Consider the following 16,213-nt stretch of genomic DNA (forward strand, 5'->3'; position numbering starts at 1 on the left):
GGATCGCAGCATCCTTTCTGTGCCATAACCGCTAGCTAGGCGCAATGACTTTATTCTTCATCATATGAACCTAGCCTGCCGGATTATACCCGGCAAATGCCTAGAAAAGCATCACCGAATGAATGATACAGAAAAAGCGTGACGTAAAAAAAGAATAAGCCGGTTGACTTATCCCTTTTTGCGTTTGACTACTGAAGTTGCATGTTTTCTCTTTGATTGACTGAGAAGCCAGCGATTTAAAAGTGAGCGAATGTGTTCTGAATCATTCGATGTTAATTGGTGATCGTTCGAATAAATGATTTGTTCATAACGCTCCGTGAGCCGCAACAGTTCTGCTCCGGCATTCGTTCCCACACGTTCTGCATATTCACGCAAAGTTTCAGATTCTGAACGTTTCATCCCATCAAACTGGAGTAATAGGAGCAGCATCCGGTACATTTTCTGGAAATCCTGGGTACTGCTGAGCGGATTCTTTTGAACTTTCCTTATATAAATGGCACGAAGCCACTTTTTTCGTGTCAACCAGGCAGCAATGGCACCGATAAGCAGGACAATCATTGTCATCCAGCCAACGTACTGCCAGTGAATCATGAGACCGGATGTTTTCTTCGCTGAATGACTTTTCGTCTGAGCATTCTCTGCTTGCTGATCCGTCTTATTCTTTGTCTGCTGATTTGTTTGTTCGTCTTGCTGTGATGAAGCATCTTGCTGATCTTCAGTTGTTTCCGACTCTCCGGATGACTGATCAGCATTTGATTGCGATGATCCGCTGTTTGACGAATTGGCGGCAAATTGACTCGGATCATTGAATGAAGGTGTAGGCTCAAATGTCACCCAGCCACTCCCTGGAAAATAAACCTCTCCCCACGAATGTGCATCTGCGTTGGTAATTTGATATTGGGTCAAATTGACCGTTTTGCCGTTGACCTTTTCTTGAAGCTGTTGCTGATAATCGCCCGAAGTAAACCCTTTTACCCAACGGGCAGGAATTCCTGCCGATCGAAGCAGGACAACCATCGCCGTTGAAAAATTATCGCAGTATCCTACCTTCGATTCGAAAAGAAACTGGTCAACATAATCCTGATTACGAGATGGTCGAGGAATATTGTCCGTCGAATATCTGAATCGTGACGACCTTAAATAATTAACGACCGCTTTCACCTGATCGTACCGATTGCTTTTCCCCGCTGTCAAACGTTGTCCAAGTTCGCGCACGCGAACCGGCAAATCCTGTGGTACTTGAAGATAGCGATCCCGGATCACCTCAGGATCACGTTCGGTAGTCGTCCTCCTCAGAACGTCCGTTTGATAAACAGGTTCTGCATAATCCAAGATTTCTGAAGTCGCCTTTTTTTCATCGATAGTCTGCAGCTGACCGGTCAGCTGTTCGACTTTCAGACGTTGTCCGGGCACTTCAACCCACTGTGGTTCACCGGTATAGGGCAAGATTGCCGGACTCGAATTTTCAAAGTGAAGAACTGCCGTCTGATTATTTGTTTTCGTTTGCGTTCCATACAAGGACAGCATCGTAGAAAATGCAGTCCGATCAGATGCCGGTAAATAAAAGTGATCGCTGTCACTCCAGCCGCGGCCGGTGTAATGATCCTTGTGCGCTACTCGCCAATAGCCCGGATTTCCGCTCACCGCCGCTGTAAACAGAGGGGTTTGATCCATACTAATGGATCCGCCGAGACTTGTGTCATCTTCATCATAACCGATTCGTTGATTTCCCGAAAAAAAAGAGCCGTTTTGAAAAAACGTAAATCCCAATCCGCTCAAATAGCTTGATGGAGCAGTCCATTGGCTGTTTGGCTTTGGAATAAGTAAACCCGCAATTAACAGAACAGCAATAGCAACACCCGATATAGCAAACCAAGGCAAAGTATTCTTCAGCTTTTTTTCTCCGAAATGATTTAATGAGAAAAGCTGCCATCTGTAAATACTGAGCATAGAAAGTGCAGTCGCAAGGATTGCTACAATTGACTTATTGCCATTATAAAACGTCAATGTGTCGATGAGCACACTGCTTATAATCGCAAGGATTACAAAAAAAACAAGCTTGCCTCTTCGCAGCCAATGCCTGACAGCAAAGGTTATCATGCCGAAAAGAATATAGAACATAAAGGCACTAAATAAATCCGTCAACTGCCCCATCTCACCTTGCCAGAGATGCCCTATATTCGCCCCTATATCAGTACTAAGCTGAATAAGCCAATCGAAACTCAGCAATGGATCATTAGGAAAGAAATAAAAGTGCACGGCATGCAGAATCATCAGCCCGCATACCGACGCGCAAAGCCATCCCGGAAGCTTCAGATAAAACATCAGCACCATCACTGCGATAAAAAGAATGAGCAGTGCTCTTGAATTCAGGATGGTCAGTTCGATGAGCGGTTTCGCACACAGCCACAAGAGAAAACCAGCAAACGCGTAAATGATTGCATTTGTCAATTTTATAAATAGTCGCTCACTCAAAGTATTCACCTGCCTTCATTTACCTCAATGATTCTGAACCTAAACCAAGAGGATTTAAAACGGTTCAGGCCACTTTCGTCAGTTTTATCAGAAATGTAGTACATGACTTGCTGTTGTTTGTTGCTTGACGCAAAGGTACCGATCGCTTCAGCAAGCCGTGCATCGGTAGTGACAGCATAGCCTAAATAACGTCTCTTTCCAGACATACGCACATCTTCAATTTCCAGCGCCTGATCCTTGGTAAGCTTTGCTAAAGCCGCATAGGCAGCATTCAAACTCTGCGATGTGTTACTTTGAAGGACTAATGGCACTTCTCCTGCACGATACGTGAGCCGGACGGTAAATCCATGCCCAAGCAATGATTTAACAAGAGATGCAGTATAAGAAATTGCTGTTTCAAAGCGTTCATCATCCTCTTGCCTTTGCGAAACCAAAACAACAGAAGCTTTTCGTTCGTGCTCGGGTTCAAACTGTTTAGTGACAAGGGCATTGGTTCTGGCCGCCGACTTCCAGTCCAGCCAAGAAGGACGATCATTAGGCCGGTAAGCACGAACGCCTGAAAAGTTTGCCGAGTCCGTCTCTTGAGATGAGGCATATCCACCTTGTCGCGGCATTTCTAATTCCGCCATTGAAAGCTGCCGCACCCTTGGGTAGACATAGACGACCGTTGCCTTCTTAAGCAGAACCGTACGTCTGAATAATCCAAAAGGATCTCCAAGCTCCAAGATGATTGTATTTAAATGATACGTTCCTCTCTGCATATGCTCTGCCGCAAGTGGAAAGCTCTTCTCTCGTGTGAACCAAGTAAGTAATTCTGCCTTATTCGTTGAAATAATTGAGGACGTTTGATCCGAGCGTTCGTAAATAGTCATGAGAAAAAAAGGAACAGCCCAGCGTCTTTTCAAACGAACAGTCAAATAGAGTGTATCTCCAGCAAATAAGCGCTGGTCGTTAATTATGCGTTCGGTCTTAATTGACTGAAATGGGTACAAGAAAAGCAAATAGTGATAAAGGACAAGGGGAACATATGTGTAGAAAAGAAACCAGCTAAGGAACCCTCCCTGTGTGAATGCAAACAGGAATAGGAAAACAGCGATAATTGATCCAACGGCTACAGACAAAATTGATCGCAACATTCTTTTGTTCAACCAAAGACCAATCATTTAACGAATTCCTTTATATCCACCGGAACCTTCGTTTTGCGGACAATCTCTTGAATCACTGAAAATGCATCCGTATTTTCATAAACAGCTTCTTGATTAAGAATGATGCGATGAGCGAGAACATAAGGTGCCACTGTCTTGACATCGTCAGGAATCGCATAATCACGCTGTTCAATAAATGCACAGGCCTGAACTGCCCGAAGCAAGCCGATGGTTCCCCGAGGGCTCACACCGAGTGCGATCATTGAGTGTTCGCGAGTCGTCTGAACAATGTCCATTAAGTAATTTTTCATATCCTCGGAAACATAGACGGAAGCGGCACGGTGACGCAGTTGAAGAACTTCGTCCACAGTCAGAATTGGGGTTAAACTGTTAACCGGGTTTTGATCGGGCGTCCGATTCAACAGCGAGAGCTCGTCCCTTCGAGAAGGATAGCCAATGGATAATTTTAATAAGAAGCGATCCAGCTGAGCCTCCGGTAATGCATACGTTCCTTCATATTCAATCGGATTTTGTGTTGCCATGACAAAAAAGAGTTTGGGGAGCTGCCTTGTGATCCCATCAACGGTAACACGTCTCTCTGCCATACCTTCGAGCAATGCCGATTGGGTCTTAGGCGATGTGCGGTTAATTTCATCAGCTAGAATGATGTTACCCATTAATGGTCCCGGACGAAATTCAAACCGTGCCTCTTTTTGATTGTAAATAGATAAACCAGTGATATCCGACGGCAGCAAATCCGGTGTGAACTGAATTCGTTTAAAATCTGCTCCGATTGATTTCGCAATGGCACGAACCAACACGGTTTTTCCAACCCCGGGTATATCCTCAATTAATACATGACCACCGGCAACGAGTGCAATCGTCATCAACTTTACAATTTTTCTTTTTCCGACAACAACTGTTTCCACATGGTCAATGAGTTCTGAAATCATTTGATGTGCTTCACTATTCGAATTCATAAGTTACCTCGATTCCACAGTTTTCCGATTTGTTCAATCATTAATTCTATTGTACAGAAAATAATTTTCGAATTCCAAAAATCAGCATTACAATAGCCTAACTCTTACGTTTTCAAAGCAAACCTTTCCACAAGTGAAAAGGTGTGAAAATCTTATGTTTTTTTACGAATGAGCCAATAAATTATGAGGATTAACATCTTTTTTAACAGAGCCTAGAAAAAAAAGAACACACGATAGATTTCGTATGTTCTCTCTCTTTTATGAGATTAACTTGTTCTATTTTGAATTACAACTGGCTTTTTAATTGTTCAGCCGAAACGATCAAGGTCTCCACACCTGTACTTAATTGTTCTGTAATTAACGCAAGCTCGTCAATGCTGTTGTCCGTAACTCCGGATAGTGAATTGTTTTGATCTGCAGATTCAATAACAAATTCAAATTTCTCCCCAGTATGCATGGATTCTTCCATGCTTTTTTTAATAATCGATGTCGTTTTATCGAGAGAAACAACAACTTGACCGGTTACCGTCGTTGATTTCTTAATTAACTCGGAAATTTGAATCATCGCGTGATTCGTTTCCTCCGCCAATTTTTGAATTTCCTGGGCAACCACAGTGAACCCTTTGCCGTATTCACCTGCCCGTGCCGCTTCAATTGCTGAATTAATCGCCAAAATATGGGTCTGTTCGGAAATGTCCTTAACCAATAAGGTTACCTGACCAATTTGCTTTGACGAGTTTTCCAGCTCACCGACCATTTTCCCCATTTCCTGAACGGAGCTGCTCGCAGCCATCACTTCAACAAAAAGTTGTTCTAACTGATTCTGTCCCTCAGAAGCATGCTTCTTTGCGTCTTGGGACATCTGATTCCGCTTTTTAGAGTTCTCACGGACAACTTCAAACTGTTCGAGCAAATGATGGACCAACTGATCACTTTGTTCAGACAAATGAGTCAGCTGGTTGCTGACCTGCAGGATCGCAGTGCGCAGATCTTCACGCCCGGTTTCATATTCCCGCTTCAATGTCTTTTCATATTCCTCATCGTAGGCTTCGAGAACAATTTGCTGTTCAAAGCTGATCATTTTATTAATGGAACGAATTACACGATCCGCTTCTTTTGTCTCTGGGACATGAGTCAAGACAATGGTAATCAGATTCGAGAGCAGATTTTGAAAGGTTCCCATGTAATAGGGAGGGGTCAACCCAATGCGATAATGCATGATGCCGACACGATACCTGCGATCAAGAAATGCTTCATCTATGACACCTGAAAAAAGTTCCATGACGTGCGTCGCAAGTGTTTTGCTCAGTTTCTCTACAGTGCTGTATTTTTCAATGATCTTCCTCAATGACTCAATTTTGGTAAAGCTGGAGTAAAATTCATAGGCCATTCGATCAATTTCTTCTTCTACAAAAGGCCTCATCATTTTCATAATTTGAAGGTCATATTCTTTAATATCCAGCATCTCAAGCTTCTCAGCCACATGCGCATCCGAGATGTCGATGAGGACATCTTCCGATTCCGCCTTCTTTAGCCACGACCCTTTATTCTCGCTTCTTTTTAACAAAGGCATTCAAGCCCCTCCAATCCCTCTCGTGGTTCATTCACGACAGAAAATCGATCTCAATCTTTATAAATAACTCTTTTAGTAGAAATAACCCTGTAACTAGTTTACCAACTCTGTCTTTTAAAAAGGGCCAGTTCACACTTTAGTCAATATTTCAGGCTAAATATTTATCTGAAAAATCATTTTCAGCGAGCGGACGGCTGTAATAGTAGCCCTGAATTGCTCGGCATCGGCACGATTCAATCGCACGCAATTGTTCCTTCGTCTCAATTCCCTCAACAATAACATCGATCCATAGATGTTCAGCCATCGAAACAATTGCGGTCACAATCGCTTGATCTTGATTGCTTTGTGCAATATCCAGCACAAAAGAACGATCAATCTTTAACTGATTGATCGGCAAGCTCTTCAAATAGCTGAGCGAACTGTATCCAGTACCGAAGTCGTCAAGACTGACGCCGACTCCCAGTGCCCGAATTTCTTTTAATAGCCTAATCGATCGTTCCAAATCCTCTGCCATCGTTGATTCAGTAATCTCCAGCTCAAGATACTCAGGTTGAAGACCACTTGCTTCTAACGCGAAGCAGACCCGTTTGACTAACGAATCATCGTGAAATTGATTAAACGAGAGATTCACAGAAATCGGTACTTTGGGAGTACCGCGATCCTGCCACTTTTTCATTTGCCGACAGGCCTCATCAAGCACCCACCAGCCAATGTCACGAATAATTCCTGTTTCTTCAGCAACCGAAATAAATGCGCTCGGAGGAACGATGCCGCGTTCCGGATGTTCCCACCGAACCAAAGCCTCTACACCAATTAATGCCCCGGTACATGCATCAACCTGAGGTTGATAATATAACAGAAATTGATGATTATACAATGCGGATTGCAATTCATTTTCCGTATTCAGCTTCATTAGCAGCTTCTGGTGAAGCGCATTATTATAAAAGAAAAAACTTTCTCTGCTGCTTTTCTTTGCCTCTCTTAGCGCTGCTTCAGCACTCGCCATTATTTGAATACTCGAACTTCCATCGTACGGAAATTGTGAGATGCCGATACTGAATGTTGCATAGATCTCTTTTCCATCGATATGGTAGGGTTGTTCGGTTGTTCGCAATAATGTTTCGATGAGATGTGTCAAGCCGCGCTTATTCAAGCAGTCTCTGCAGATAATCATGAATTCATCACTGCTGATCCGATATAATTCTGCGTTGAAGTCTTTAAGAGCTCCCTTCATTCTCCCGGATAAAGCGACCAACAGCTCATTTCCTATTTGCCGACCGAAAATCTCATTAATAATTTTTAATCGATCGACATTTATTTTCAGTAATGAGAACGACCGATTGTTATTTTTGTATCCTTTGACCAAATCGACAACCGATTCTTCAGCAACCAAATTATTTGGTAGCCCGGTCAGTGCATCGTGATAAGCTCTGAAGCGAATAACTTCTTCTTTTTCAAGTTCACGTTTATGCTTCAACTGCTGATAACGTTCCAGAATCAATTGCTGCTCCAGACTTAGAAATTTATCTAAAGATTCGGATAGAAATAACATCTGTTCAGGGTGATTGACCTCATGCGCGATTGCTTCGATAAGCGCTCGACGGTACAAACTAAAAAGAGCAATTTGATTTGCAATGCTTAGCTCATGGTCTAGAAAAAAAACTGCGCTTTGCTCGCAATGTACTAAAACACTCTGATCAAGAGATCCCTTGAAAAGAAGCCGAGTTTGTTCTGCATACATATTTTTCAAGTATTCTTTTGCCTTTTGAGACGGAATCTTGCTCAGTATTTTATATAAATCGAGTATTTGTTGGCTCATTTGATTGACAATGTTAGCGCGATCATTCATAAGATATGGACGCATCCATTTCAACAGTTGCAGATCCAGTTTATGAATTTGTGCCAGTCGAATCCGTTTTAGAACAGAATGATCTGTGATCGATTGATCAGTGATCTGCTTCTTCACTTCCTCCAGCCATCTGTCTCGATTAAATTGCTCACTCATTTCGTATTCACCCTCATCGTGTCTTCGCTGCTGTTCGTTCATGTTTGAGAGACATACTCACTCTTTTTATCGTCAGATGAAGATAAAATGTGAATACGTTTTGCATGCAGATCTTGCTGATTTTAAACTATTTTTAAATGATTCAACCCTTTTGCGTTTGCGAAGTAAAGCATTGACGAATCCCAAATTCCATGTTAGTATTCAAATTAACTTAATTAAACTCTTATTAAGAGCGGCGGAGGGACTGGCCCTGTGAAGCCCGGCAACCTTTCATTTTATGAAAAGGTGCTAATTCCAGCAAGATTGGTATTTTAGAATCTTGGAAGATAAGAGGGTGCGGATGATCATTCAGGCCTCTCTAAAATAGAGAGGCCTTTTGTTTTTCCCCCTCGAAAAATTTGTTATGCAGATTACAGGAGGATGAAGACATGGGTAAAGTATTAAGTGCGAATCTCGGATACCCGAGAATCGGCGAAAAAAGAGAATGGAAAAAGGCACTTGAGCAATTTTGGGCCGGTAAAATTTCGAAAGAAACGTTTCTAGATACGGTTAAAACACTGCGCTTAAGCTATTTGAAAAAACAAAAAGACATTGGAGTTGATCTGATTCCCGTTGGAGATTTCAGCCTTTATGATCATGTCCTTGATACGGCTGTTCTTTTCGGTTTAATTCCCGACCGCTTTAAATCAAATGAAAAAGAACTATCGCTTGAAACATACTTCTCAATTGCTCGTGGAAACAAAAATTCAGAAGCATCGGAAATGACCAAATGGTTTAATACAAATTATCACTACATTGTTCCGGAAATCAGCAATGAAACCAAACCTTATCTGACGGAAAACCGCCTTCTTAATTTGTTTAATGAAGCAAAGAATGAGCTCGGTATCGTCGCCAAGCCCGTTATTGTCGGACCGGTGACGCTGTTAAAGCTGTCAAAGGGTTATGATCCAGATCATTTTAATACACTGCTTGACGCACTGCTTCCATTGTACGTACAGGTGTTTCAAGAACTGAAAGAAGCCGGGGCTGAATGGGTGCAGATCGATGAACCTATTCTTGTCAAGGAACAGAGCAAAGAAGATCTTGCTGCGTTCGCGAAAGCCTACCATTTTATTAAAAATGGTGTGCCTGAACTGAAGCTTCTTCTGCAAACCTACTTTGAGGCGATTGATGATTACGAAGCTGTCGTTCAATTGCCCGTTGACGGTATCGGTCTTGATTTTGTTTACGGCAAAGAAGAAAATTTGGCATCGATCAAAGCCTATGGATTCCCTGAAGGCAAGGTACTGGCTGCAGGCGTTGTAGACGGTCGAAATATTTGGAAGACAGATTTAAAGGCGACACTTACTGAACTGCAGACACTGCTCTCATCAGTTAAGTATCACGAGAATCTGTGGGTCACACCGTCATCAAGCCTGCTCCATGTACCGGTCACGATCTCAAATGAAACCAATCTTGATCCTGTGCTTCTGAACGGTCTTTCCTTCGCCGATGAAAAGTTGACCGAGGTCGTTTACCTTACGAAAGGGCTTAATGAAAGCGAAGCCGCCATCTATGGTGCCCTTCAGAAAAACAGTGCAGATCTGCAGACACTACAGCAATCCGAACACCGCAACAATAAAGAAGTTCAAAAAGAAATTGATCAATTAGACGAGGAACTGCCGTCACGCCCCGGCTCTTATAAACTTCGTCAGCAAGTGCAAGCCGATGCCTTCAATCTGCCACCACTGCCGACGACAACAATCGGGAGCTTCCCTCAGACGAAAGAAGTTCGTCAGGCCCGACGTAATTGGAGACGCGGCGAATGGTCCGAAGAACGCTATGAGCAATTTATTAAAGATGAAACGGCGAAATGGATCGAAATTCAGGAAGATCTCGGAATTGATGTCCTCGTCCATGGTGAATTCGAACGAAACGACATGGTTGAGTACTTCGGAGAAAAGCTGAACGGATTTGCCTTTACGCGTTTCGGATGGGTTCAGTCCTATGGCTCACGTTGTGTTAAACCACCGCTGATCTTCGGAGATGTATCATGGCAAGATCCAATGACGGTGAAGGAAAGCGCCTATGCTCAGTCACTGACAAATAAGCCGGTAAAAGGTATGCTTACCGGACCGGTCACGATCTACAACTGGTCGTTCGTCCGCGACGACATCAGTCAAGGAGCTGTTTTCAACCAAATCGCGCTCGCTTTAAAGAAAGAAGTGCACGCACTTGAAGAAGCGGATATCCGCATGATTCAAGTTGACGAACCAGCACTTCGAGAAGGTCTTCCGCTTAAGGAAGATAAGAAACCAGGCTATCTGCATGATGCCGTCTATTCATTCCGGCTGGCAACATCATTTGTTAATAATGACACACAAATTCATACGCATATGTGCTACTCGGAATTTGATGAAATCATCGACACCATCGACGCGCTGGATACCGATGTGATTTCAATTGAGGCAGCACGCAGCCATGGTGAAATCATTTCTGCCTTTGAAGATTTCGAATACAAAAAAGGCATCGGTCTAGGCGTCTATGACATTCACAGCCCACGTATCCCTAGCGTAGAAGAAATGAAGTCCTACGCAGAACGCGCGCTTAAGGTGCTTGATCCTAAAATCGTCTGGATCAACCCGGACTGCGGCCTCAAAACACGCCGTCCCGAAGAAACGATCCCCGCGCTTAAGAACATGGTGGAAGCAGCCAACGAGGTTCGCAAAGAACTCAGCAATACAGTAGGAAAATAAAAAGCTATAAATAATCAAAGAGGCTCACCTCAAAGTCGAAAAATGACTTTAGAGGGGGCCTCTTTTTTTACTTGCTAAAAATTAATCGTGACATACACAGGTTTGATCGTTCAGTCATTCACCAATTCTCCAATGTAAACCAATCCATTTGAACGATGTCCATTCATTGTTGTATAGACGGCCTTCTCGTACTCCAGACGTTCAAAAGAATTGCTCCATTCTTTCACACGCTCATCACTATGATGTCTCAAGACTGCACCATCTGAGAGTTCAAACACTCCATAGGTTTGATATTTATTCTCATAGTTCTTATAGCGGCATAAATTTCGTTCATCATTATTTAATAGGAAGTCATTAATATAAATGATACCGTTGGGCTTTAGAACTCTCTTTATCTCATCTAGAATGGCATCCTGTTCTTGATTTTTATAAACACAAGTAAGAACAGCAAATAATAGCACAGCATCAAAGGTATGATCTTCGAAAGGTAATTGACCGCTTGTAATTAAAGCGACGTTTATATCATTGCTGCCATTTGATTGGGCACGTTTAACCATTGCTTCCGAGAAATCAACACCAAATAAATGAGTGAACTGATGCTCCTTTAACTCAAGCAAAGTTCTACCGTAACCACAACCATAGTCAAGTATCTTCGCGCCTTTATCTACATATTTAGAAAAAAGATCAATTTGAAATGGAGTCGTAAATTGTTTTTCGTCTGCAATACTGTTCCAATAGTCTTCTTGATTTAGCATGCTCTTCCTCCTTTTTCTATAATTTAAAAGAGCCCAACGGCTCTTTTTTTCTTACATATTATGACTGGAATCGCGAAGCTCGATTTTCGGATGCTTCTGCTGAAACCAGCGCAGAGAAAAGTCATTTTCAAAAATGATAACTGGGCGGTCCTTATAATCAGAAACGACCAGATTATTGGAATTACGACGAAGCGCATCTGCTTCCTCTTGATTAGCAATCCATTTCGCCACTTGATGCGGCATACGTTCAATATCAAGATCAACGCCGTATTCAGCCTGCATTCGATAGACAAAAACGTCGAATTGCAGTGTCCCGACCACACCTAGGATCGTCTCTTCATATTGCGTTTTATACACCTGAATGGCGCCTTCTTGAGCGAGCTGGCTGACGCCTTTCAAGAAGTGCTTTTGCTTCATCGCATTTTTCGCGCGCACCTTAGCAAAGTGTTCAGGGGAGAATTGCGGGAGTGCGCCGAAATTAAATGTATCCTTCGACCGGCACACGGTGTCACCGATTTGATAAAATCCGGTATCATAGAGTCCGACAATATCACCCGGATACGCATCATCAATCAATTCACGACTGTCAGCAAAGAATTGCTGCGGCTGCGCAAGCTTTAACTGTTTGCCGGTCCGATCGAGATATACGCCCATCCCTTTTTCGAATTTACCGGAAACAATACGCAAAAATGCAATTCGATCGCGGTGTGCCGGATTCATGTTCGCTTGAATTTTAAACACGAATCCGGAAAAATTAGGATCGTCCGGCTGAATAATGCCTTCACTTGACTGACGCGGCTGCGGTTGCGGTGCCAGCTTCAAATAATGTTCCAGAAAGGTCGGTACACCGAAACTTGAAATCGCACTCCCGAAAAATACCGGTGTCTGCTTGCCTGCTTTGACAGCTTCCAGATCAAAATCGTTTCCTGCCTCATCCAACAGCATCAAATTTTCTTCAAGCTGATTGAGTGTATAATCGTCGACCGTGTCCTTTAATAGTTCAGACAGTTCATCCACTTCACTTAACGCTTGAACCTGACGTTCTCTCTTATCGTTATACCATTCAATTTTATGTTCCTGCCTGTCATAGACTCCACGGAATGACTGGCCCATGCCAATCGGGTAGTTAACCGGGTACGAATCAATACCGAGCACATTCTCGATCTCTTCGAACAACTCAAGTGGTTCTTTGCCCTGTCGATCAAGCTTATTAATAAATGTAAAAATCGGAATTCCCCGGTCGCGGCAGACCTTAAATAATTTGATGGTCTGTGGTTCGACACCCTTTGCCGCATCGATAATCATAACTACACTGTCGACAGCCATCAGTGTTCGGTACGTATCTTCACTGAAATCCTGGTGCCCGGGCGTATCAAGAATATTAATTTTGTAGCCACCGTATTCAAATTGCATGACACTGGAGGTCACCGAGATGCCCCTCTTCTTCTCCAATTCCATCCAGTCTGAAGTCGCGAATTTTTCGGCTTTGCGTGATTTGACCGCGCCTGCCGTTCGAATGGCACCGCCAAGCACCAGCAGCTTTTCAGTCAGCGTCGTTTTACCGGCATCTGGATGAGATATGATAGCGAATGTACGACGCCTTTTTAATTCCTGCTGTAACTGATTCATTTTTTCCTCCTATAAATTTCACTCTTAACATTCGAATCATTAATTAAGGCAAAAGAAATCCCTCCGTAAAAAAGGCACTCGCATGCAGAATAAAATGGCTTTAACCATTTTATTCCGTCACTTCTGCTGCGAATGCTTTTCATCCATTCTATGTTAATTATATACATAATTCTTGTGAATCATAAATGCTTAGTGCTCATCTCAATAGACACATTATCCAACCAGATTGTGTACCCGGTCCATAACTGCCTTCTTCACTGCATTAAATTTCTTGTCACGATCAGCGGCATCACTGCCCTTGACCCCAAAATAGAATTTAATTTTCGGTTCTGTTCCGGACGGACGCAGACAGAACCATGCACCGTCGCTCAGTTTATATTTCAGAACATTGGATACGGGGAGTTCAATCGTCGATGTTGTACCGGCTGCCACATCCACCGCTTCGGATTTCTTATAATCCTCGATCACTGCCACCGGAACACCAGCCACTTCAACAGGCGGCTGATTGCGGAAATCATTCATGATCGAGTTGATTTCTTCTTTACCGCTGATTCCTTTTAGCGTAAGTGATTCAAGTCCTTCTTCAAAATAGCCGTATTTCTTAAATACATCTTGAAGCGCGTCATAGAATGACTTGCCTTGCGACTTGAAATAGGCTGCAGCTTCGCAAGCAAACAGTGCCGCTTGAACTGCATCTTTATCGCGTACAAAGGAGCCGATCAGATAACCGTAACTTTCCTCATAGCCGAACAAGAAACTGTATTTGCCGCTTAATTCGTACTCGTGGATCTTCTCGCCGATGAACTTGAATCCGGTCAATGTATCAATCGTTGGAATGCCGAAAGCCTCCGCAATTGTCCGTCCGATTTCAGAAGTAACAATCGTCTTGACAACAACGCCGTTCTTCGGCAACAATCCTTTTTCCTGCTTCTGTGTAAGCAAATAGTTTAATAGGACGGCACCGGTTTGGTTACCCGTCAGAACAACGTATTCACCTTGATCATCTTTGACTGCAACACCCAGTCGGTCGGAATCCGGATCAGTACCGATCAGAAGATCCGCATCCAGTTTCTTGCCATATTCAATAGCGATTTTGAATGCTGCATGCTCTTCAGGATTCAGTGATTTTACCGTTGAAAATTCCGGATCTGGTTCTGCCTGTTCCTTCACAACCGTTACATTGGTAAAGCCCCAGTTCTTTAAACCATTAACAATCGGATGATAGCTTGTTCCATGAAGCGGCGTGTAGACAATCTTCAAGTCGGAGCCGACCTTTTGAATGACATCCGGATTAAGCGACAGCGTCTTTACCTTTTCTTGGTAAGCCTGATCAACTCTCTCTCCGACTACTTCCAGAACACCGTTTTTCTTCAGTTCATCAACATCCGCGACTTGCACCGCCAATTCATCCTCCACGGATGCGACAAAGCGGATCACTTCATCAGCCTCTGCCGGCGGAAGCTGACCGCCGAATTCATTGTATACTTTATAGCCATTGTATTGAGGCGGATTATGGCTTGCCGTAATCACAATACCTGAGAAAGCGTTTAAGAAACGCACGGCAAAGGATAAAACCGGTGTCGGGCGCAGTGCATCAAATATAAACGTCTTGATTCCATGAGCACCAAGCGTCCTCGCTGCTTCCAATGTGAATTCAGCAGAAAAATGACGCGGATCATGTGCAATTACAACGCCTCTTTTTACTGCTTCTTCCCCAGCATTAAGAATATAACGTGCCAAGCCTTCCGATGCTTTGCGGATCGTATAGATATTTAAGCGGTTTGTGCCCGGTCCGATTTCCCCACGCATACCGCCTGTTCCAAATTCAAGATTTGTATAAAAGCAATCCTCGAGCTTCGCAGAATCCTCAGCAATTGCATCCAGTTGTTTTCTCAAATCCTGATCCAAAGCCGCATCGGAATTCCATTTCTCATATACCGTTTTCCAACCCATGTGTTCACCCCATTTTAAGTTAAAGCTTTTCAGTTGATCATAAATAATTCCACTTACATTATATATCAAAACAGAAAAAAACGCTGTCATACCTTTTAAGCGGGAAAACAGAGCCTTCCCGTAAAAAATTTTTTATGCTTTTTTTCTTAATTCAGGCGAAAAATAACGAATAAGTTTCTCCAAAGAAACATCCTGGAGTGAATTGAAGCTGCCGTCGACATGGCCGAATGGCATTTGCTTGGTGACGGCATTCGGGACGACAATGCAGTACATACCGGCTCGTTTTGCGGCAAGCGAGCCGTTGAAGGAGTCCTCAATCGCAATGGCTTCTTTCGGATTCACGCCAAGGCTGGTCAAAGATTTATTATATAATGCGGGGTCCGGCTTCACCTTTTGCACATCATCCGAAGATTTAATGCTCATGAAATAATCGGAGAGCCCCAGCCGGCTGAGATGCTTACGCGGCCAGTCGCCCTTTGAACTCGTTGCAAGCCCGATTTTCAAACCAAGCTCTTGCGCTTGATTCAGTACTGATTTAACTCCGGGAAGCACCTCTTCTCTGTCCACCAATTGATTAAATAAAGCGTAACGTTCTTCTTGAAAAGCTTCCCTATCTATCTTCACGTGGGCATGTTCTTCAAGGTAGGACAGGGAGTCAAACCCGTGCTGTGTTCCGATTGCCTGGCTCCAAATGCTGAGCGGAAGCTCCACTCTGTATCGATGAAACATGTTCTGCATAACCAAATACATGAGTCGTTCACTATCTAAAATCACTCCGTCAAAATCAAACACAATTGCTTTAATCATCAAATACAACCCTTCTCAGTGGTCTCGTTTTCCATTTTAACATGTGCACCGTTTATTTCTATATTTGTCACAAATATTTATTAGAAAACTTGGCTTCGCCTAGCCTCTGACGAAGGCGAAGACTTAGTTGCATTTATACTATTTTCCTTAAAATCT

Annotated in this window: 10 protein-coding genes and 1 riboswitch; of the genes, 1 reads left to right on the forward strand and 9 read right to left on the reverse strand. The window is 43.2% G+C overall.

Features of this window, described 5'->3' with window-relative positions:
* Positions 1 to 168: 168 nt before the first annotated feature.
* The 5 genes from NOM01_RS02115 to NOM01_RS02135 form a co-directional block, all read right to left on the reverse strand.
* The gene (locus NOM01_RS02115) at positions 169 to 2,475 is read right to left on the reverse strand and encodes a transglutaminase TgpA family protein (RefSeq protein ID WP_255745977.1); all 2,307 of its coding nucleotides are present in this window, start codon (positions 2,473 to 2,475) and stop codon (positions 169 to 171) included.
* A gap of 5 nt (positions 2,476 to 2,480) precedes the next feature.
* Positions 2,481 to 3,611, reverse strand: coding sequence for a DUF58 domain-containing protein (locus NOM01_RS02120; protein ID WP_255745978.1), 1,131 nt, complete (start codon positions 3,609 to 3,611; stop codon positions 2,481 to 2,483).
* A gap of 23 nt (positions 3,612 to 3,634) precedes the next feature.
* A complete protein-coding gene (locus NOM01_RS02125; protein ID WP_255745980.1) occupies positions 3,635 to 4,600 on the reverse strand; it encodes an AAA family ATPase in 966 nt (321 codons plus the stop codon).
* Positions 4,601 to 4,886: 286 nt separating this feature from the next.
* Positions 4,887 to 6,173, reverse strand: a complete 1,287-nt coding sequence (locus tag NOM01_RS02130) for a globin-coupled sensor protein (RefSeq protein ID WP_255745981.1) — start codon at positions 6,171 to 6,173, stop codon at positions 4,887 to 4,889.
* 148 nt (positions 6,174 to 6,321) lie between these two features.
* Positions 6,322 to 8,178, reverse strand: coding sequence for a putative bifunctional diguanylate cyclase/phosphodiesterase (locus NOM01_RS02135; RefSeq protein ID WP_255745982.1), 1,857 nt, complete (start codon positions 8,176 to 8,178; stop codon positions 6,322 to 6,324).
* A 220-nt stretch (positions 8,179 to 8,398) separates the two neighbouring features.
* A riboswitch (SAM riboswitch) is annotated at positions 8,399 to 8,511 on the forward strand.
* A 95-nt stretch (positions 8,512 to 8,606) separates the two neighbouring features.
* Here NOM01_RS02135 and metE point away from each other — a divergent pair.
* Entirely contained in the window at positions 8,607 to 10,913 is a 2,307-nt protein-coding gene (gene metE, locus NOM01_RS02140; protein WP_255745984.1) for a 5-methyltetrahydropteroyltriglutamate--homocysteine S-methyltransferase, read from the forward strand.
* A 110-nt stretch (positions 10,914 to 11,023) separates the two neighbouring features.
* Here the strand turns inward: metE and NOM01_RS02145 are convergent, their stop codons facing one another.
* The 4 genes from NOM01_RS02145 to NOM01_RS02160 all read right to left on the reverse strand — a co-directional run bounded on the left by NOM01_RS02145 (position 11,024) and on the right by NOM01_RS02160 (position 16,057).
* The gene (locus tag NOM01_RS02145) at positions 11,024 to 11,668 is read right to left on the reverse strand and encodes a class I SAM-dependent methyltransferase (protein WP_255745985.1); all 645 of its coding nucleotides are present in this window, start codon (positions 11,666 to 11,668) and stop codon (positions 11,024 to 11,026) included.
* Positions 11,669 to 11,719: 51 nt separating this feature from the next.
* Positions 11,720 to 13,297, reverse strand: a complete 1,578-nt coding sequence (locus NOM01_RS02150) for a peptide chain release factor 3 (protein WP_255745986.1) — start codon at positions 13,295 to 13,297, stop codon at positions 11,720 to 11,722.
* A 213-nt stretch (positions 13,298 to 13,510) separates the two neighbouring features.
* Positions 13,511 to 15,250, reverse strand: a complete 1,740-nt coding sequence (locus tag NOM01_RS02155; protein ID WP_255745987.1) for a phospho-sugar mutase — start codon at positions 15,248 to 15,250, stop codon at positions 13,511 to 13,513.
* Positions 15,251 to 15,382: 132 nt separating this feature from the next.
* Positions 15,383 to 16,057 (reverse strand): HAD family hydrolase, encoded by a 675-nt coding sequence (locus NOM01_RS02160; RefSeq protein WP_255745988.1) that lies wholly within the window; start codon positions 16,055 to 16,057, stop codon positions 15,383 to 15,385.
* Between the last annotated feature and the right edge of the window lie 156 nt (positions 16,058 to 16,213).

This window comes from Sporolactobacillus sp. STSJ-5 (assembly GCF_024385605.1).
Classification (GTDB): Bacteria; Bacillota; Bacilli; order Bacillales; family Sporolactobacillaceae; genus Sporolactobacillus.